19 protein-coding genes are annotated in these 18,832 nt (G+C 64.1%); 11 read left to right on the forward strand and 8 right to left on the reverse strand.

The annotated features are described in order from the left end of the window. The first annotated feature begins 15 nt into the window (after positions 1-15). The 8 genes from VQ044_RS13645 to VQ044_RS13680 all read left to right on the forward strand — a co-directional run bounded on the left by VQ044_RS13645 (position 16) and on the right by VQ044_RS13680 (position 6,477). On the forward strand, positions 16-273 hold the full coding sequence (locus VQ044_RS13645; protein ID WP_327647733.1) for a hypothetical protein: 258 nt from the start codon (positions 16-18) through the stop codon (positions 271-273). Further along, positions 270-950, forward strand: coding sequence for a phosphoribosylformylglycinamidine synthase subunit PurQ (purQ, locus tag VQ044_RS13650; protein WP_327647735.1), 681 nt, complete (start codon positions 270-272; stop codon positions 948-950). The genes VQ044_RS13645 and purQ overlap by 4 nt, the downstream gene beginning before the upstream one ends. Before the next feature lie 20 nt (positions 951-970). Then, positions 971-1,363, forward strand: coding sequence for a hypothetical protein (locus tag VQ044_RS13655; RefSeq protein ID WP_442872921.1), 393 nt, complete (start codon positions 971-973; stop codon positions 1,361-1,363). 1 nt (position 1,364) lies between these two features. Further along, the gene (locus tag VQ044_RS13660) at positions 1,365-1,871 is read left to right on the forward strand and encodes a hypothetical protein (protein ID WP_327647738.1); all 507 of its coding nucleotides are present in this window, start codon (positions 1,365-1,367) and stop codon (positions 1,869-1,871) included. Positions 1,872-1,984: 113 nt separating this feature from the next. Further along, complete coding sequence (gene purL / locus VQ044_RS13665) at positions 1,985-4,210, forward strand: phosphoribosylformylglycinamidine synthase subunit PurL (RefSeq protein ID WP_327647739.1); 2,226 nt, start codon at positions 1,985-1,987, stop codon at positions 4,208-4,210. A 97-nt stretch (positions 4,211-4,307) separates the two neighbouring features. Beyond that, entirely contained in the window at positions 4,308-4,541 is a 234-nt protein-coding gene (locus VQ044_RS13670) for a BolA family protein (RefSeq protein WP_327647741.1), read from the forward strand. 145 nt (positions 4,542-4,686) lie between these two features. Further along, a complete protein-coding gene (grxD, locus tag VQ044_RS13675) occupies positions 4,687-5,034 on the forward strand; it encodes a Grx4 family monothiol glutaredoxin (protein ID WP_327647742.1) in 348 nt (115 codons plus the stop codon). Positions 5,035-5,199: 165 nt separating this feature from the next. After that, positions 5,200-6,477, forward strand: coding sequence for a multidrug effflux MFS transporter (locus VQ044_RS13680; protein ID WP_327647744.1), 1,278 nt, complete (start codon positions 5,200-5,202; stop codon positions 6,475-6,477). 28 nt (positions 6,478-6,505) lie between these two features. On the opposite strand, the gene VQ044_RS13685 is transcribed toward VQ044_RS13680, so the two are convergent. Further along, positions 6,506-7,330 carry an inositol monophosphatase family protein gene (locus VQ044_RS13685; protein ID WP_327647745.1) on the reverse strand — a complete coding sequence of 275 codons (825 nt, stop codon included), beginning with the start codon at positions 7,328-7,330 and terminating at the stop codon, positions 6,506-6,508. Then, positions 7,327-8,223, reverse strand: coding sequence for a tRNA 2-thiocytidine(32) synthetase TtcA (ttcA, locus tag VQ044_RS13690; protein ID WP_327647766.1), 897 nt, complete (start codon positions 8,221-8,223; stop codon positions 7,327-7,329). The genes VQ044_RS13685 and ttcA overlap by 4 nt, the downstream gene beginning before the upstream one ends. Positions 8,224-8,622: 399 nt before the next feature. Here ttcA and VQ044_RS13695 point away from each other — a divergent pair, with 399 nt between their 5' ends. Continuing rightward, the gene (locus VQ044_RS13695; RefSeq protein ID WP_327647747.1) at positions 8,623-9,276 is read left to right on the forward strand and encodes a glutathione S-transferase family protein; all 654 of its coding nucleotides are present in this window, start codon (positions 8,623-8,625) and stop codon (positions 9,274-9,276) included. A gap of 395 nt (positions 9,277-9,671) precedes the next feature. Here VQ044_RS13695 and rpsD read toward each other — a convergent pair whose 3' ends face one another. Next, a complete protein-coding gene (rpsD, locus tag VQ044_RS13700; protein WP_327625351.1) occupies positions 9,672-10,289 on the reverse strand; it encodes a 30S ribosomal protein S4 in 618 nt (205 codons plus the stop codon). Positions 10,290-10,512: 223 nt separating this feature from the next. Beyond that, positions 10,513-10,671, reverse strand: coding sequence for a YqaE/Pmp3 family membrane protein (locus tag VQ044_RS13705; RefSeq protein ID WP_206454445.1), 159 nt, complete (start codon positions 10,669-10,671; stop codon positions 10,513-10,515). Between the two features lie 153 nt (positions 10,672-10,824). Here VQ044_RS13705 and VQ044_RS13710 point away from each other — a divergent pair, with 153 nt between their 5' ends. Beyond that, on the forward strand, positions 10,825-11,334 hold the full coding sequence (locus VQ044_RS13710; protein WP_327647748.1) for a hypothetical protein: 510 nt from the start codon (positions 10,825-10,827) through the stop codon (positions 11,332-11,334). 19 nt (positions 11,335-11,353) lie between these two features. On the opposite strand, the gene murI is transcribed toward VQ044_RS13710, so the two are convergent. From murI to VQ044_RS13725, 3 genes are all read right to left on the reverse strand, one after another. Next, positions 11,354-12,133, reverse strand: coding sequence for a glutamate racemase (gene murI / locus VQ044_RS13715; protein ID WP_327647750.1), 780 nt, complete (start codon positions 12,131-12,133; stop codon positions 11,354-11,356). After that, complete coding sequence (locus tag VQ044_RS13720; RefSeq protein ID WP_327647752.1) at positions 12,130-12,903, reverse strand: RNA methyltransferase; 774 nt, start codon at positions 12,901-12,903, stop codon at positions 12,130-12,132. The genes murI and VQ044_RS13720 overlap by 4 nt, the downstream gene beginning before the upstream one ends. 89 nt (positions 12,904-12,992) lie before the next feature. After that, a complete protein-coding gene (locus VQ044_RS13725; RefSeq protein ID WP_327647753.1) occupies positions 12,993-14,471 on the reverse strand; it encodes a carboxylesterase/lipase family protein in 1,479 nt (492 codons plus the stop codon). 179 nt (positions 14,472-14,650) lie between these two features. Between VQ044_RS13725 and VQ044_RS13730 the strand changes: the two genes are divergently transcribed. Next, complete coding sequence (locus VQ044_RS13730) at positions 14,651-15,862, forward strand: NADP-dependent isocitrate dehydrogenase (RefSeq protein WP_327647755.1); 1,212 nt, start codon at positions 14,651-14,653, stop codon at positions 15,860-15,862. A gap of 186 nt (positions 15,863-16,048) precedes the next feature. Here the strand turns inward: VQ044_RS13730 and alaS are convergent, their stop codons facing one another. Beyond that, positions 16,049-18,712 carry an alanine--tRNA ligase gene (gene alaS / locus VQ044_RS13735; protein ID WP_327647756.1) on the reverse strand — a complete coding sequence of 888 codons (2,664 nt, stop codon included), beginning with the start codon at positions 18,710-18,712 and terminating at the stop codon, positions 16,049-16,051. Positions 18,713-18,832 lie beyond the last annotated feature (120 nt).

Below are 18,832 nucleotides of genomic sequence, written 5' to 3' on the forward strand. Positions count from 1 at the left end.
CTCCGGAGCGGGGTGATGGCAGAGGTCACGAACGAGCTAGTATACGATCTGATGAAACGCTTTCACGAGCGGTTCGACAAGCTCGACCACGGGCTTGCGGAAGTGAAGCAGGAATTGATTTCGATACGCGGTCACTTTCTGTCCATGCAGACGGACATTCACAATATGTATGGCGTGCTCGGCCGTCACGACGACCGTCTCGAACGGATCGAGCGGCGTGTGGAGTTGTGCGAGATGGCCGAACCCCAGCGACCGTTTGATCATAATCCATGAACACAGCCGTCATCATCCTCCCCGGCCTCAATCGCGACCGCGACATGATCGCGGCGCTGACCGCGATCACCGGCAAGGCGCCGCTCACGGTCTGGCAGACCGAGACCGCGCTTCCCGACGTTGACCTGATCGTCGTCCCGGGCGGGTTCTCGTTCGGCGATTATCTGCGCTGCGGCGCGATCGCCGCGCGCGCTCCGGTGATGCGCGCCGTCGCCGACGCGGCGGCCAAAGGCGTTCCGGTCCTCGGCGTCTGCAATGGGTTCCAGATCCTGTGCGAAGCAGGGCTCTTGCCCGGCGCCTTGATGCGCAACAATTCGCTGCGCTTCGTCTGCCGGGACGTGAAGCTGGAAGTCGTCAATGCCGCGACGCGCTTCACCGCCAATTATCGCCAGGGCCAGGTGATCCGCTGCCCGGTCGCCCATCATGACGGAAATTACTTCGCCGACGCGGCCACGCTGGCGCGTCTCGAAGGCGAGAACCGGATCGTGTTCCGCTATGCCGAAGGCACCAACCCCAACGGCGCGATCCGCGACATCGCGGGGATCGTCAACGACGCCGGCAACGTCCTCGGCATGATGCCGCACCCGGAAAACCTCGTCGAGCCGGAGCACGGCGGCACCGACGGCCGCGCGATCTTCGAGGGCGCCCTCGGCATGACCGCGAGCGCCGCCGCGTGAGAGAAGTGCTCTTCGGACGAATGGCCGTCTTCGCGGCGTCGATATTCACGCTCGCCCTCGGCGCCTGTGCCGCAGGCCCCACGAACCAGGACCAACCAGGCGCGACGGCCGATTCCGGCCTCGACCGCATGGAGCGGCTGGCGCTGGCGGCCAATCGCTGTTGGTTCAAGTCGGGCGATCCGGCCTTTGCCCGCTACAGCCTCGCGCCGGAACTCTCCTCCTTCTCCGGCCGGCCGCGCTTCCTGCTGGTGCCGCGCGGTCAGCTCGAAGCACGACCTTTGTTGGTCGTGGAAGCCCAGTCCGACTCGGCGAATGTCTCGGTCTACGGGCCGCTGATGAATGAGGCTCTCGCAAGCCGCATCGACACCGACCTCGCCCGTTGGCGCGCCGGCGCCAAGACGTGTTCGGCCTGATATGAGCGCGCTTCGCCGATCCGGCGCCCTTGGCGTCCTGCTTCTTGTGGCCGGCAGCCTCTCCGCCTGCGCCGCGACCAACGGAACCGCGTCCGGCCTGGCGTCACCTACCGTGACGATCGCGGCGGCGTTCCCAACCGCCGCTGATGCAGAACCGGACAAGATCGCACACCGAGCCGCCCCATCGGCCGCGCCCGTTTCGGGCGGCAAGCTAACCCCGGCCGAGATCGCCTATGTGAACGGCACCGCCGCCGCGATCTATCGGCGCCGCGCCGTCGAACGCGCGACGAGCTTCGTGCCGACAGGCGAAGTCGGCGGCTACGGGATTTGCGTGCGCTCGCCCGCGGCCAAGGGCGGTTACGACGTGGCGCTGGTGGTAATTGCCCGGCGCCTTTACGGCGAGCCGATCTCGCAAGTGGACGACGATACGGTCGTGCTGCGGCGGGCCGCCGATACGCGTGTCTGCCGGGCGACATCGATGACCTATGTCTCCGCCCGCGCCGGCTGAGATGAACAGACCCGGATCGCTGCCTCCATCCGACCGGCTCGGGCTTTTTCGACACGGCCGCAGATGGTAACAGGCCGATTACCCAAAGCGCAGACCAACGCCCAGGACACGCCATGACCGCCGAGACCGACATCACCCCGGAACTGATCGCGGCCCACGGATTGAAACCGGATGAATATGAGCGCGTCCTGTCGTTGATCGGCCGCGAGCCGACGATGACCGAACTCGGCATCTTCTCGGCCATGTGGAACGAACATTGTTCCTACAAGTCCTCGAAGCGCTGGCTGCGGACGCTGCCGACAAAGGGGCCGCGCGTCATTCAGGGGCCGGGCGAGAATGCCGGCGTCGTCGATATCGGCGACGGCATGGCGGTGGTCTTCAAGATGGAGAGCCACAACCACCCCTCCTTCATTGAGCCCTATCAAGGGGCGGCGACCGGCGTCGGCGGCATTCTGCGCGACGTCTTCACCATGGGTGCGCGGCCGATCGCGGCGATGAACGCGCTCCGTTTCGGCGCGCCGGACCATCCCAAGACCCGTCATCTGGTCGCCGGAGTGGTCGCCGGCGTCGGCGGTTACGGCAATTCCTTCGGCGTGCCGACGGTCGGCGGCGAGGTCAATTTCCATTCCCGCTACAACGGCAATTGCCTGGTCAACGCCTTTGCGGCGGGCCTCGCCCGGACCGATTCGATCTTCCTGTCGGAAGCCAAGGGCGTCAGCCTTCCGGTCGTCTATCTCGGTGCCAAGACCGGCCGTGACGGCGTCGGCGGCGCGACCATGGCCTCGGCCGAATTCGACGAGAACATCGAGGAAAAGCGGCCGACCGTGCAGGTCGGCGATCCCTTCACCGAGAAATGCCTACTCGAGGCGTGTCTGGAACTCATGCAGACCGGCGCGGTCATCGCCATTCAGGACATGGGCGCGGCGGGCCTGACCTGCTCGGCCGTGGAGATGGGCGCCAAGGGCGGGCTCGGCATCGAGCTCGACCTCGACAAGGTGCCGGTGCGCGAGACAGCGATGACGCCTTACGAGATGATGCTGTCGGAGAGCCAGGAACGCATGCTGATGGTGCTCGACCCCGACAAACGCGAGGTGGCCGAGGCGATTTTCGTCAAGTGGGGGCTCGATTTCGCGATCGTTGGCCGCACCACCGACGATCTGCGCTTCCGCATCCTGTTCGAGGGTCGCGAGGTGGGCAACCTGCCGATCAAGGAACTCGGCGACGAGGCGCCGGAATACGATCGCCCGTGGATCGAGCCGAAGCCGGCACAGGCGCTCCATGCAAAGGACATCGCCGAGCCGGCGAACTACGGCGCCGCCCTGTTGTCGCTGCTCGGCTCGCCGGATCTGTGCTCGCGCCGCTGGGTGTTCGAGCAATACGACACGCTGATCCAGGGCAACTCCCTGCAGCGCCCCGGCGGCGACGCCGGCGTCGTGCGTGTCGACGGCCACCCGACCAAGGCGCTCGCCTTTTCCTCCGACGTCACGCCCCGCTATTGCGAGGCCGACCCGTTCCAGGGCGGCGCCCAGGCCGTCGCTGAATGCTGGCGCAACCTGACCGCCGTTGGCGCCGAACCGCTGGCGGCGACCGACAACCTCAATTTCGGCAATCCGGAAAAGCCGGAACTGATGGGCCAGTTCGTCAAGGCGGTCGAGGGGATCGGCGCGGCCTGCGAGGCCCTCGCTTTCCCGATCGTCTCCGGCAATGTCTCGCTCTACAACGAGACCAACGGCGAGGCGATCCTGCCGACCCCGACCATCGGCGGCGTCGGCCTGATCGATGACCGCACCAGGACCGCCCGCGTCGGCGGATTGAAAGAGGGCGACATCCTGTTCCTCGTCGGCCGGGACGGCTCCCATCTCGGCGCGACGATCTATTTGCGCGAGATCGAGGGGCGCGAAGCCGGAGCGCCACCGCCGGTGGACCTTGCGGAGGAGAAGCGCAACGGCGACTTCGTTCGCGGCCTTATCCGCTCCGGCCGTGTCGCGACCTGCCACGATCTGTCGGATGGCGGTCTCGCGGTCGCAGTCGCAGAAATGTGCATGGCCTCCGATCGCGGCACCCGGATCGACGCCGGCAGCGGAGCGGGCCATGCGCTCCTCTTCGGCGAGGATCAAGCCCGCTATGTCGTGGCGATCGCAGCGAACGTCGCCGAAGCGATCGAGACCGAGGCTGCGGAAGCCAGCGTGCCTGTGCGCCGGCTCGGCGTGGCTGGCGGCTCCCGGCTTGTCATCGACGGCCGGCTCGATCTGTCCGTCGCGGCGTTGACGATCGCGCACGAATCCTGGTTCCCGTCCTACATGTCGGGCGAGATCATCGAACCGGCCGCCGCCGCCTGAGCGAGAGACGGCCCCCCCCCCGATTGATTGCACCCGGTGCGATCCCTATCATCCCACAAGGTTCGCGATTCCGGACGCCGGACCAAGGAGACCCGTCATGCCCATGAACGCCAGCGACATCGAGAAGATGATCAAGAGCAAGATCCCCGATGCCGAGGTGACGATCCGTGACCTGGCCGGCGACGGCGACCACTACGCCGCGGAGATCGTCTCGGAGAGCTTTCGCGGCAAATCCCGGGTGCAGCAGCATCAAATGGTCTATAAGGCCTTGCAGGGCAACATGGGCGGGGAACTCCACGCCCTCGCCCTACAAACCAGCGCGCCGAAGTAGTATGTTGGCGAGATGAGCGAGATCGACGATACAGTTGCGGACAATTTGTCGAGCCGCACGCTCGCCTATCTGCGCCTATTTGACAGCCGGATGGTCAGCATCGAAAAGCCGCTCTCCTCCCCACATTCATAAGTTAGGAAATGCCATGACCGCCATTAACGAATGGATCGCCAACGAGGTGAAGACGAACGACGTCGTCGTCTTCATGAAGGGCACACCCGCTTTCCCGCAATGCGGGTTTTCCGGTCAGATCGTCCAGATGCTCGACTATCTGGGCGTCGAGTATAAGGGCGTGAACGTCCTTTCGTCCGACGATCTGCGTCAGGGCATCAAGGATTACGGCGATTGGCCGACGATTCCCCAGCTCTACGTCAAGGGCGAGTTCGTCGGGGGCTGCGACATCGTCCGCGAGATGTTCCAGGCCGGCGAGCTTCAGACCTTTTTCGGCGAAAACGGCGTGGCAACGACTGTACCGGCCGCTGCCAACGGCTGACTTTGGTCCGCTGAGTCCTAATTTCGAATGGAAGCCCGTGTGCCTCGGCGCGCGGGTTTTTTGTTGACGGATAGTTCTCCTCACGAACCGGCAATTTTATAAGTACAACTTGCATTTTCTTTGATCGGGAGTAGGTCTCCGCTTACCCCTTTCGAGAGGTCAACCATGTCCAACGCGTCCAACCACGACGAAACGCGCGGGCTCCCTTATTGGGAGTTGGTGACGATGATTGCCTGCCTGATGGCATTGAACGCGGCGGCGATCGACATTTTTATCCCGGCATTGCAGGAGATGGGCTCGGCGCTCGGGGTCGCCGACGCGAACCAGCGCCAGTTGGTTATCACCGCCTATATCCTCGGTTTCGGTGGCGCCCAGATCGTCTACGGCACGCTCTCCGACCGGTTTGGGCGACGCCCCATCCTGTTTTTCGGCCTTGGAGTCTACGTTCTTGCCTCGGTGGCGGCAATCTTCTCGCCGAGCTTCGAGGTCGTGCTGGCGCTGCGCGTGATCCAGGGAATCGGAGCGGCCGCCACCCGCGTCATAGCCGTGTCCGTCGTCCGCGATTGTTTCAACGGCCGGCGTATGGCCAGCGTCATGTCGCTAGTGATGATGGTGTTCATGGCCGTGCCGGTGATCGCCCCGAACATCGGCCAGTTGATCATGCTGTTCGGAGACTGGCGCGAGATCTTCCTGGCGATCGGTGTCTTCGGCGTCTTCGTCGCGATCTGGACGGCCATCCGCCTGCCCGAGACGCTGCACCCCGAGAACCGACGGGAACTGACCGGCAGGCGCATCCTCGAGGCGTTTCGGATCGTCCTGACCAATCGGGTCGCCTTCGGCTACACCGTCGCGACGGCGTTGATCTTCGGCGTGTTGTTCGGTTTCCTCAACCAGGCCGAACAGCTTTACACGGAGGTCTACGGCCTTGGCCCGACCTTCACTCTCGTCTTCGCCGCGACGGCCGTGTTCATGGCCGCTGCTTCCTTCCTCAATTCGCGGCTGGTCGAGACCTTCGGCATGCGCCGTCTCTCCCACGGCGCGCTGGTCGGCTTCCTGCTGCTTGCGGTCCTCCATCTGATCGTCGCCTTCGCCATGGGTGGGGCCGCGCCGTTCTGGTTCTTCGTTCCGGTTCTGACCTTGAATTTCTGCCTTTTCGGCTTCATCGGCACGAACTTCAACGCCCTTGCGATGGATCCGCTCGGCGAGGTCGCCGGCACCGCTTCGTCCGTCCTCGGCTTCGTGCAGACGTTCGGCGGCGGCCTGTTCGGCGCGATAATCGGCTATGTCTACGATGGCACCGTGGTCCCGATCCTGATCGGCTTCACGATCTTGTCAATCGCCGCTCTCGTCTCGGTCTTGCTGGCCGAGGTTCGGCTGTTCGAGCCGAAGAACGCACCCGCGCCTCGCGCAAGCGAAACACTTCGTCAGAACCCCGCCGAATAAGCTTACAGCAGGGAGGGAGGCAGCGAGCCTAAACGGGCAGCAGCCCGTCACGGACATCCTGCCAGAGGCCGGAATCGCACGCCGCGATCAGCGAGCCGTCGCGGTCCCTCGGCGTATAGGATGAGCCGTGGGCCTTGGCGACATGCCCACCCGCCTCGGCGACCAGCAGACATCCGGCCAGATGGTCCCACGGCATCAGTTGCGAATAGAGCGAGAAATGCGTGCCGCCCGAAGCGAGCAGGCGATATTCGTGGCCGGCACAGCGGTAGTTGCCGACGATCTTCACCGCTCCGAGACGCGGCAGCAAGGCTGCCTTCTCGTCGGCGGGAAAATGGGTCGCGCTGACGCAGCCCACAGCGTCGGCCAGCGCGACAGGCTTTGCCACGCTGAGCGGTTGCGTCTCTCCCGATGGGGTCCTGCGGATGGCGCCGGCCCCCTTCTCCGCCAGCATGAAATCGTCGCCCAACGGGTCATAGATGATGCCGCCGACGGTCTCGCCCTTCACCACCACCGCAGCCATGACCGCAAATAGCGGAAGACCAGCGGCGAAATTGGCCGTCCCGTCGATCGGATCGACGACGATCGCGAGCTCGGCTCCATCAAGCTGGTCGAGGAGGTGCGGATCCGCAGCCACAGATTCCTCCCCCACGAACAGCGCGTCCGGGGCCAACTCGCGGCATTCGCGCGCGATGAAGCGCTCCGCCGCCTCGTCGGCTTCCGTCACGAGGTCGGTCGCCGATGTCTTTTGACGGATGTCGGCATCCGACAGGTTGCGAAAGCGTGGCATGATTTCGGCCTTGGCGGCAGCGCGCAGGATCTCGGCCAGGCGCTCGATGTCGACGGAGTGGGTCAAGAGTCTCGGCTTTCGGACGAAGGAGAAAGAGAGGCGAAATCGAACAGCGACGGATCGAGCAGGTGCCCGGCCCGCACGTTCGACAGCGCCCGCATCATCACCTGCTTGCGGCCGGGAAACCGCTGCTCCAGGTCGGCGAGCATCTGTTTTGTGACATTGCGCTGTAGCCCGTCCTGGCTGCCGCAGAGATCGCAGGGGATGATCGGAAACGCCATGGCGGCGGAGAATTTCGCTATATCCTCCTCGGCCGACCGGATGAGCGGGCGCAGGACGAGAAGGTCGCCATCATCGTTGAGAAGCTTGCCGGGCATGGCCGAGAGCCGGCCGCCATGAAACAGGTTCATGAAGAAGGTTTCGAGGCAGTCGTCCCGGTGATGGCCGAGAACCAGTGCCTCGCAACCTTCCTCGCGCGCTATGCGATAGAGATTGCCGCGCCGCAGCCGCGAACACAGCGCGCAATAGGTGGCGCCCTCCGGCACCTTTTCGGTCACGACCGAATAGGTGTCGCGATATTCGATCCGGTGCGCGATGCCGAAGCGGGTCAGGAAATCCGGCAGGACGTGCTTGGGAAAGTTCGGCTGGCCCTGATCGAGATTGCAGGCCAGAAGATCGACCGGCAGCAGGCCGCGCCATTTGAGGTCGTGCAGCAGCGCCAGCAGCGCGTAGGAATCCTTGCCGCCGGAGATACCAACGAGCCAGCGGGCGCCGGGCCGCGCCATGGCGCACTGCGCGATCGTTTCGCGCATTTCACGCAACAGGCGCTTGCGCAGTTTCTTGAAACCGACCGAAGACGGAACGTCGCGAAACAGCGGATGGGCGCCCTCGGCCTCGCTTTCCGGTTCGCCGACTTCGTCGGTCGGATTAGCGGCGTCGCGGCGATCTTCCTCCAGCATCATCGTCCCTTCCCCCGTTTCGCCTCCGTCTAAACGGCGACGTCGCAAAACAAAAGGCCGCCCCGAGGGACGGCCATCCCGCGATAGACTAATCGAGTTCCGTCGTCATCATCGCTCGACGGGAGGAGGTTTCGGCGGATGACGCCGGTCATGCCAGCAGGAAGCGCCGAGCAAGGCCAGAGCGCCGAGCGGCACTATCGACAGAAGGACGATCTGACAAAGGGTCATTCGTCCAGTTCCTTCAGATTGCGGAATGCCCTCAGATGTAGGATTCAAGCGATGAAAAGACGAACCAGCGCCAGGATGAACAGGCCAACGGTCGACCAAAAGCCTAGGGACAGGACTCATTGACCGAGCCAAAAGATAACGGTTGCCGCGATGCAAAGGAGGAGCCTCACGATGACCATCACCATTACCGCCTTTGAACGGTCACCCGATGGCGGCAAGGGACTGGCGCGTGATACACGCGTTCGCTGGGCGCTAGAAGAAGTGGCCCAACCCTACGAGGTTCGTCTTGTTTCGTTCAGGGCGATGAAGGAACCCGCACATCTGGCGCTTCATCCTTTCGCGCAGATTCCGACCTACGAAGAAGGCGGTCTCGGCTTGTTCGAGACGGGGGCGATCGTGTTCCATATCGCGGAGCGCCATGCGGGCCTGTTGCCAGACGATGCGAATGCCCGGGCGCGCGCGATCACATGGATGTTCGCCGCGCTCAGCACGGTGGAGCCGCCGATCCTTGAACTCGAAACCGCCAAGCTCCTTGAGGACGACAAGTCTTGGTCCGCGCAACGCATGCCTCTCGTCGAGGATCGCGTCCGGAACCGGCTGGGCCAGCTTTCCCGTCGCCTTGGAGATGCCGACTGGCTCGATGGCGCGTTCAGCGCGGGCGACCTCATGATGGTGTCGGTGCTGCTCCGGTTGAAAGCGTCGGGTATGCTGGACGACTATCCGAACCTCTCCGCCTATTTGGCCCGCGGCGAAGCGCGGCCCGCCTACAAGCGTGCCTTTGACGCTCAATGGGCGGCTAACACCGGCAAGCAACCGACCGGTTGAGGTCCGTCCTGGGGTCGAAGTCGTCATCCGAGTTATTCGTTCAGTTTATTAGCCTTGACCCTAGACCTGAATCGAATACGGCCCAGGTGGAAGAAGCCGGCGTCCCGATGGCGAACGTCACGATCGATAGGCCGTACAACCAGTTCGACCGGAGCTTGATCCGCTCCTTGGCGGCGTCGGTCACCACCGTTCGAGGCCCGCCGTCCACGTCCCCGCCCATGAATTCCGCCGTCCCTCCGGTCTTCTGAATCAGCCGAGGACACTCCGCGAGCGTCGACCCCTATCATACAGCCATCGTAACGCCGATATGTTGACGCACAGGGACTTGCCACGAATCCAAAGAAAAAGGCCGCCCCGAGGGACGGCCTTCGCATTCGTAACGGGTCGAACGGCTATCAGCGCGAGTAGAACTCGACGACCAGGTTCGGCTCCATCTGCACCGGATACGGCACATCGTGGAGGCCCGGCACACGCTGGTAGGTCGCGACCATTTTCTGATGATCGACCTCGATATATTCCGGCACGTCGCGCTCGGCGAGCTGGATCGACTCGAGCACGATGGCCAACTGCTTTGATTTCGGCCGCACCTCGATCACGTCGCCCGGTTTGCAGACGTAGGACTGGATGTTCGTGCGCCGGCCGTTGACGTTGACATGACCATGGTTGACGAACTGGCGTGCCGCAAAGACCGTCGCGACGAATTTCGAGCGATAGACGACGGCGTCGAGCCGGCTCTCCAGGAGGCCGATCAGGTTCTCGGAGGTGTCGCCACGACGGCGTGCGGCCTCTTCGTAGATCTTGCGGAACTGCTTTTCTGAAACGTCGCCGTAATAGCCCTTGAGCTTCTGCTTGGCGCGCAGCTGCACGCCGAAATCGGACACCTTGCCCTTGCGACGCTGGCCATGCTGGCCCGGCCCGTACTGACGGCGATTGACCGGGGACTTGGGACGTCCCCAGATGTTTTCGCCCATGCGGCGATCGATTTTGTATTTCGCTGATGCGCGCTTGCTCATCGCATTTCCTTCAATAGCAACGAAGCTCGGCGGACCGTCCGCGGGCTTTCAAGGAAACGCGCCCTCCTCTGCCCGCCGTTTTCGCGGACTGACAGGACGGCATGGGCACGAGGCGATGCCGTCCACGGGACACGTCAAAAACCGGCTGGAACGGATCCCAACCGGATGAGTGCTTCCTAACGGCCGGCCGCATGGGTGTCAACGACCCATCCGGATACCGGCCTCAGTACTTCGCGATGACCCAAATGGCGTGGATGATACCGGGGATGTAGCCAAACAGCGTCAGGAGAACGTTGATCCAGAAATGCTTGCCCAGGCCAACCTGCAGAAAGACGCCGAGCGGCGGCAGGAGGATGGCGACGATGATGCGAATGATATCCATGTGCGGTCAAGCCTTCGTGAGTGTGTTGACGGACCAACGCCAACCGCGCGAGGTCGTTCCCCTCGGCACGATTTTGCGGCGCAATTCGTCATCAATCGGCCGCAACGGCTCGCCAAAGCTGGGCCGCTAACCAGCCAAAGAAACGGATCCGCCATGAAGCCCCTGATGTTCCCGTCGACCGCTGCGTTCCTGGCCGTTTCCTCTCTTGTGGCCATTGCCCAGCCAGCCGACTATTTCGCCCGCTACGATGGTGGCTGGACCGGCGGCGGTTCGGTGAAGGTGGAGCAACTCCCGCGACCGAACAATGTGAGTTGCAAGGTCGCGGGCAGCCGCGGCAGCAAGACCTCGTTCTCGTTGGCCGGAACCTGCCGGGCCATGCTGATCATGAGTCGGACGATCGGCGCCGACCTCAAACTCGATCCAGCGACCGGCACCTATTCGGGAAGCTATACGGGCTCATCCAGCGGCCCGGCCCGCCTTGTCGGCAAGCTGAAGGGCGATACGCTCGATCTCAGGGTGACCTGGGGCCGCGTCATTTATGATGACAACACGGCGCGGATGCTGATCAAGAACCCTGGCGGAAAATCCTTCCGGATGCAGGTTGTGGAAAAGATCGACGGCAAGGCAGTGACGGTCTCGGATCTTACCTTTCAGCGCGGTTGATTTCAGCCCGCGGAACGGCTCACAGCGCCAGCCCGAATCCGTGAATCAGTCGCCGGGTCGCGTGGTCTGGCGCGCCGGAGGTGAAGACCGCATGGTCGAAGCCCTCCGGCAGCTCAGCCGCAACGGCCGCGCCTGACACCTTGAATGCCTGCCGCGCGATCGCCTCGGCGGGGTCGAGCCAGTCGACCGGCCACGGCGCCAGCTTGCGGAATATGTTGGCGAGAAACGGGTAGTGCGTGCAAGCAAGGACGACAATGTCGGTGCGCCGTCCGTCCCGCTCGACAAAGCACTCGGCGATCTCGCCCCATAGGGCTTTTCCGTCGACCGCCTGCCCCCGGATATGGCTTTCCGCCATACCGGCCAGCTTCTGGGAGCCGACCAGCGTCACCTCGCATTGGCGCGCGAAATTGTCGATCAGGCCGCGTGTATAGTCGCGCCGCACGGTGCCTGGGGTCGCAAGCACGCTGACGAGGCCCGAACGGGTGCGCTCGGCCGCCGGCTTGATAGCGGGCACGGTGCCGACGAAAGGAATGGAGAAGCGTTCCCGCAACTCCGGCAGCAGCAGCGTCGAAGCCGTATTGCAGGCGATGACGGCGGCGGTGGGCCGGTGGGTCGCGATCAACTCCGTGAAAAGGCCCGAGACGCGCTGAACCAGTGGCGCCTCCTCCCAATCGCCATAGGGAAAGCCCGCGTCGTCGACGACATAGACGAAACGGCGATCCGGCATGACGGTTCTCAGCTCTCGCAGAACCGTCAGGCCGCCGATGCCGGAATCGAAGACCAGAATGGGATCGCTCATTTCGCGCCCTCTCCCCGTGCGATGGCGAAATCGAACGCCTTGACGACACCGCGCAGGGTCCGCACTTCGGGTTCGGAAAAGCCGGCCTTGGTCAGCATGGTGCGAAGGTTCTGGACGAACACCTCGCGCTTTTCGGGCGGATGGAAATATCCCGTCTTGGCCAGCGAGGATTCCAGGTGTCCGAACAGCCCGTGAAGATCGGCTTTCTTCGCCGCCGGGGCCTCGGGCGCGGCGAAGCGCGGCTTGGCCGGATCGTCCGTGCCCGCCATGCGCCATGCATAGCTCATCAACAGCACGGCTTGGGCGATATTGAGCGAGGCAAACGCCGGATCGACCGGAAATGTCACGATCTCGTCGGCGAGCCCGACCTCTTCGTTCGACAGTCCGAAACGCTCCCGGCCAAACAGGATACCGGCGGGCTGGCCGGCACCGATTCGCGCCCGCAATTCGCCCGCCGCCGTCTCCGGCCCCCGCACCGGCTTGAAGCTGTCGCGCGCCCGCGCCGTCGTGGCGAGGATGAACGTCAGATCGGCCACCGCCGCCTCGACCGAATCGAACAGACGGACGGCGTCGATAACGTGGTCGGCACGGGACGCCGCGGCCCTTGCCTTGTCGCTCGGCCAGCCGTCGCGCGGCTTGACCAGGCGCAGATCGACGAGACCAAAATTCGCCATGGCCCGCGCGACCATGCCGATGTTTTCGCCGAGCTGCGGCTCGACGAGGACGATCACCGGTCCTGGTTCCGGCGTGGGAGGGGTGCGGGCGGGCATCAAATTCGCGATCCTTCTTGCCGCACGGCTGATAGCGCGCTCCTTCCGCCCCGCCAAGTCGTGGCGCGATTTTGCCGGCCTGCGATCGCTTAAAACGTATAGCCGTCGACCCCCTGCCACGCGACGCGGCGGTCACGTTCGGGATCGGACAGCACACGATCGGGGAGCGCGAAGATTTTCGTCTCGCGGGTGTCGGCTTCATAGGCGGGCCAGTCTTCTCCCGGTCGGCCTTGGTTGACGAAGCACATCCAGTGGCTCCGCATCCGCTCGGCCAGCGCTTGGCGCCGAGGGTCCGGCAGAATGCCGAGGTAAACGGCGCGAAACGGCTTGAGGAAGTCCTCGAAGAGGAGTGGCAGATCGACCGAATGGGTGGCGCCCAGGCGCGACAGCAGCCCTTTAGCCTCCCAGTCGAGACGATACATGAAGGTCGGCGCGCGGCTCGAATGAACATCGGCCTGATGGATCGCCGCCATCCGAAACAGGAGATCGGTTCCGAAGCCGATCCGCCCGTCCCGGTCGTCCGAATAAAGCCGGGAGATGCACCCCGCAGTCTCGGCCCCCGCCGCGCTTTCGACCCACTTCGCCAGCGCGCCCTTGCGGCTGTCGATGCGGAACATCGACAATTCGCTGAAAAGCGAGAATTCGTCGCGGTTCGTCCCGATCAGCAGCGGCACCGGCTTCATCGCGCCATAGAGCGCCGACAGGCTCGCGTCGGGAAGCTCGGCACCATCGAGATACGGGCGGGACAAAATCCCGGTGTGCTTGTCCGCCAGAGATCGCGTGGCCACGGCGAAGGCGTCGTGATCCATCCGGAAGAGCCGCTCCCGCTCACCGTTTGGCGACAGTATCCGCAGAACGTCCCGGCTCACCTCCATTGCCCGTTCGCGCGTGTAGAAGAGGTTCAGCGTTCCGGACTGCAGGATAGCCTGGGCGTAGAGCGGCTGCGACCGCGGCGCGACGAGGTGAAACGCGACGGACGCCGCGCCGGCCGACTCGCCGGCGATGGTGACGCGGTCGGGATCGCCGCCGAAGGCCGCGATGTTGTCTCGCACCCATTCCAGTGCCAGACGCTGATCCAGAAGGCCGGCGTTGGCGACGAAGCGATCGTCGCCCGGAAAGATCTCGGCGAAGGCATTGAAGCCAAAGAAGCCCAGGCGGTAGTTCAACGTCACCACAACGGCGTCGCCGCGACGAGCGAGATCGTCGCCGGGATATTGCGCGCCCGCGCCGATGATGAAACCACCACCATGGATGAAGACCAAAACAGGTCTTCGCCCGGTTATGTCCGGGGTCCAGACATGCAGATTGAGGCAACTCTCACTGAAGGAACGCGTCACTGGGGAGAGCCTGGCGAACGGCTCCGGCAGCGATCGGCGCTGCGGCGCCGCCGGCCCATAACTGTCAGCGTGAAAAATCGCCGCGAATCGCCGGGCGGGTTTGGGGGCGGCAAAGCGGGCCCGGCCGACCGGCGGCTCGCCATAGGGAATACCGCGAAATCCGGCGATGCCGTTCTCCTCCAAGCCGCGCACCAGCCCACAGGGCGCCTCCACGAAAACCGACTTCGGCATTTTTGACTCCTGGTATTTCAGCATCCGCCAGCCCGGTTGCTCCCGCGAAACGGCCACACTGCTTTGCGCCGACGGGTGCCGGTGCTATAGGGCGCGCTGAGCTTCGGGAAGCGGCCCCGCTTCCTTTCGTCACCTGCGCGGCCCCTCAGGCCGCCGATTTGTTTTCAAGGAAGGCGCCGATGGCAAAGATCAAGGTCGACAATCCGGTCGTGGAACTCGACGGCGACGAGATGACCCGGATCATCTGGCATTTCATCAAGGAAAAGCTGATCCACCCCTATCTCGACATCGACCTGAAATATTACGATCTCGGTGTCGAACATCGCGACGCGACGGACGACCAGGTGACGATCGACGCAGCCAATGCGATCAAGCAGTACGGCGTCGGCGTGAAATGCGCCACGATCACGCCCGATCAGGGCCGGGTGAGCGAATTCAACCTGAAGAAGATGTGGCGCTCGCCAAACGGCACCATCCGCAACATCCTCGGCGGCGTCATCTTCCGTGAACCGATCATCGCCAAGAACGTGCCGCGCCTCGTACCCGGCTGGACCAAGCCGATCATCATCGGCCGCCATGCCTATGGCGACCAGTACCGCGCGACGGACTTCAGGTTTCCGGGCAAGGGCAAGCTGACGATCAAATTCGTCGGCGAGGACGGCGAGACGATCGAGCACGAGGTGTTCGACGCTCCGGCAGCCGGCGTCGCCATGGCGATGTACAATCTCGACGATTCGATCCGGGATTTCGCCCGCGCATCGTTGAATTACGGCCTGCAGCGCGGCTACCCCGTCTACCTCTCCACCAAGGACACGATCCTCAAGCAGTATGACGGCCGCTTCAAGGATATCTTCCAGGAGATCTTCGACGCAGAGTTCAAGACCGAGTTCGACGCCAAGGGCATCGTCTATGAGCATCGCCTGATCGACGACATGGTGGCATCGTCGATGAAGTGGTCCGGCGGCTACGTCTGGGCCTGCAAGAACTACGACGGCGACGTCCAGTCCGACACGGTCGCGCAGGGCTTCGGCTCGCTCGGCCTGATGACCTCCGTGCTGATGACCCCCGATGGCAAGACCGTCGAGGCGGAAGCCGCGCACGGCACAGTGACGCGGCACTATCGCCAGCATCAAAAGGGCCAGGAGACCTCGACGAACTCGATCGCCTCGATCTTCGCCTGGACGCGCGGCCTCGCGCACCGGGCCAAGCTCGACGACAACGCCGAGCTGAAGCGCTTCGCCGACACGCTGGAAAAGGTCTGCATCTCCACCGTCGAAAGCGGCTTTATGACCAAGGATCTGGCGCTGCTGATAGGCCCTGACCAGCCCTGGCTGTCGACCACCGGTTTCCTCGACAAGATCGACGAAAACCTGCAGAAGGCGATGGCCTGAGCGCCAGCGTCACGCGCAAATAGAAAAAGGGGAGCGGCCGGGCCGCTCCCCTTTTTCATGCTGTCCGCTCGTTAGCGCCAGCGCTGGGCCAATGCCGACGCAACCCGATACCCGTGAATCAGGCACCGCGCAGAAGGTCGCCTGCTGCGAGCCTTCAAAAGCAACCCGTCCAACCGACCACGGCGGTCAGGCCGCCAGCGCCGCCTCGACAGCGGACACCGCGTCGCTCGCTTTATCCCCGTCGGGCCCGCCGGCCTGCGCCATGTCCGGACGACCGCCGCCGCCCTTGCCGCCGATCGCCGCGCTGGCCTGCCGCACCAGCGACACCGCGTCGAACCGCTCGGTCAGATCCGGCGTGACGCCGACGACGACGCTGGCCTTGCCGTCGGCGACGCTGACGAACACGACGACACCGGAGCCGAGCCCGGCCTTGGCCTCATCGACGAGGCTCTTGAGATCCTTGCCGGCGACGCCCTCGAGTACCCGTCCCATGAAGCTGACGCCACCGACATCCTTCGGCGCGGCGGACGAACCCTGTCCGGCACCATCACCCACGAGCGCGAGCCGCTTCCTCGCCTCAGCGAGTTCGCGCTCCAACCGACGCCGCTCCTCGACGACCGCCTCCAACCGCTCCGCCGCCTCGGCGGGCGCGACCTTCAGCGCCGACGCCATGCGTCGCACGCGCTCGTCCTGTTCGACGAAGTAGGCCCGCGCCGCCTCGCCCGTGAGCCCCTCGATGCGCCGCACGCCGGCACCGACAGCGCTCTCGCCGACGATATGGACCAACCCGATGTCGCCGGTCGCGGCAACATGCGTGCCGCCGCAGAGCTCGATCGAGAACGGCCGGCCAGCCTTTTCGCCCTCCTCGGCCGTCCCCATCGAGACCACCCGGACCTCGTCGCCGTATTTCTCACCAAACAGCGCCATCGCTCCCGCCGCCATCGCGTCGTCCACAGCCATCAGCCGGGTTTCCACCGAAGCGTTCTGCAGCACGATCCGATTGGCCAGCCGCTCGACTTCGGCGATCTCCGCTGCGTCCAACGGCTTGGGATGGGAGAAGTCGAAGCGCAGCCGCCCCGGCGCGACCATCGAGCCCTTCTGGCCCACATGGGTTCCCAGCACCTGACGCAGTGCCTCATGAAGAAGATGGGTGGCCGAATGATTGAGCCGGATACGCGACCGCCGCGAATGATCGACCTGAAGGTCGAGCGGCATGCCGCCGCGAACCGCGCCCGTCTTGACCGTGCCGCGATGGATGAACAAACCATCCGCCACCTTCTGCGTATCACTGATTTCGATCTCGACCTTGTCGCCGCGCATCATGCCGGCATCGCCGAGTTGGCCGCCCGACTCGCCGTAAAATGGCGTCTGGTTGAGAACGACGAAGATCTCCTCGCCCGTCTCGGCACGGTCCAACTCCTGCCCGTCCTTGACCAGCGCCATAACCACGCCCTCCGCCCGCTCGGTATCGTAGCCGAGGAACTCCGTCGCACCGGCGCGCTCGCGGATCGGGTACCAGATATTTTCAGACGCCGCATCGCCGGAGCCGGACCAACTGGCCCTTGCCTCGGCCTTCTGGCGCGCCATCGCCGTATTGAACGCATCGAGATCGACCTCGATGCCGCGCTGGCGCAGTGCGTCCTGCGTCAGATCGAGCGGAAAACCGTAGGTGTCGTAAAGCTTGAACGCCGTCTCGCCGGAGAGCTTCTGGCCGGCGCCCATGCCTTCGGTCGCATCCGTCAGCAGCGTCAAACCGCGATCAAGGGTCTGCAGGAATCGCTTCTCCTCAAGCTTCAGTGTTTCCGAAATCAATGCCTCGGCCCGCACGAGTTCGGGAAAGGCACGGCCCATCTCGGCGACCAGCGTCGGCAGCACCTTGAACAGCACCGGTTCACGGGCACCGAGCAACTTGGCATGGCGCATCGCCCGTCGCATGATCCGCCGCAACACGTAGCCGCGTCCCTCGTTGGACGGCAGCACCCCGTCCGCGATGAGAAACGCGGTCGCCCGCAAATGGTCGGCGATGACCCGGTGGCTGGCAATCTTGTCGCCCTCGGCCCGCGAACCGACCGCCGCCTCGACCGCCTCGATCAACGCCTTGAACAGATCTATATCGTAATTGTCGTGGACGCCTTGGAGGACGGCTGCGATCCGCTCCAGCCCCATGCCCGTGTCGATCGACGGACGCGGCAGTTCCATGCGCTCGTCGGCCGAGAGCTGCTCGAACTGCATGAAGACCAGATTCCAGATCTCGATGAACCGGTCTCCGTCTTCGTCCGGGCTGCCCGGAGGCCCGCCGGGAATGCCCTCGCCGTGGTCGAAAAAGATCTCCGAACACGGGCCGCACGGGCCAGTCTCGCCCATCGACCAGAAATTGTCCGAAGTAGCGATGCGGATGATGCGGTCGTCGGGCAGCCCCGCAATCTTGCGCCAGAGGGTGGCCGCCTCTTCATCTTCGGAAAAAACGGTCACCAGCATCCGGTCCGCCGGCAGATCGAACTCCTTGGTGATCAGGTTCCAGGCGAGCTCGATCGCCCGAGCCTTGAAATAATCGCCGAAAGAGAAGTTCCCCAGCATCTCGAAGAAGGTGTGATGGCGGGCGGTATAGCCGACATTGTCGAGGTCGTTGTGCTTGCCGCCGGCGCGCACGCATTTCTGCGAGGTGACGGCCCGGGAGTAAGGACGCTTCTCCACGCCGGTGAAGACGTTCTTGAATTGCACCATCCCGGCGTTGGTGAACATCAGCGTCGGGTCGTTGCGCGGCACCAGCGGCGAGGACGCGACCGGCTCGTGGTCGTTCTTCGCGAAATAATCGAGAAACGCGGACCGGATTTCGTTGACGCCACTCATGAATGCGACCTTCGGAAAACTGACGGAAAAACACGGCCGGACCACGCAAAGAAGCGCCTCCGATCCCTATCGAAGGCGCTTTGTACAGAGGCCCGGAAGCAGTGTCCATCAAGCTCCGGT

Origin of the sequence: Aurantimonas sp. C2-5-R2, from assembly GCF_036549495.1 — a bacterium.
In the GTDB taxonomy this organism is placed as follows: domain Bacteria; phylum Pseudomonadota; class Alphaproteobacteria; order Rhizobiales; family Rhizobiaceae; genus Aurantimonas; species Aurantimonas coralicida_A.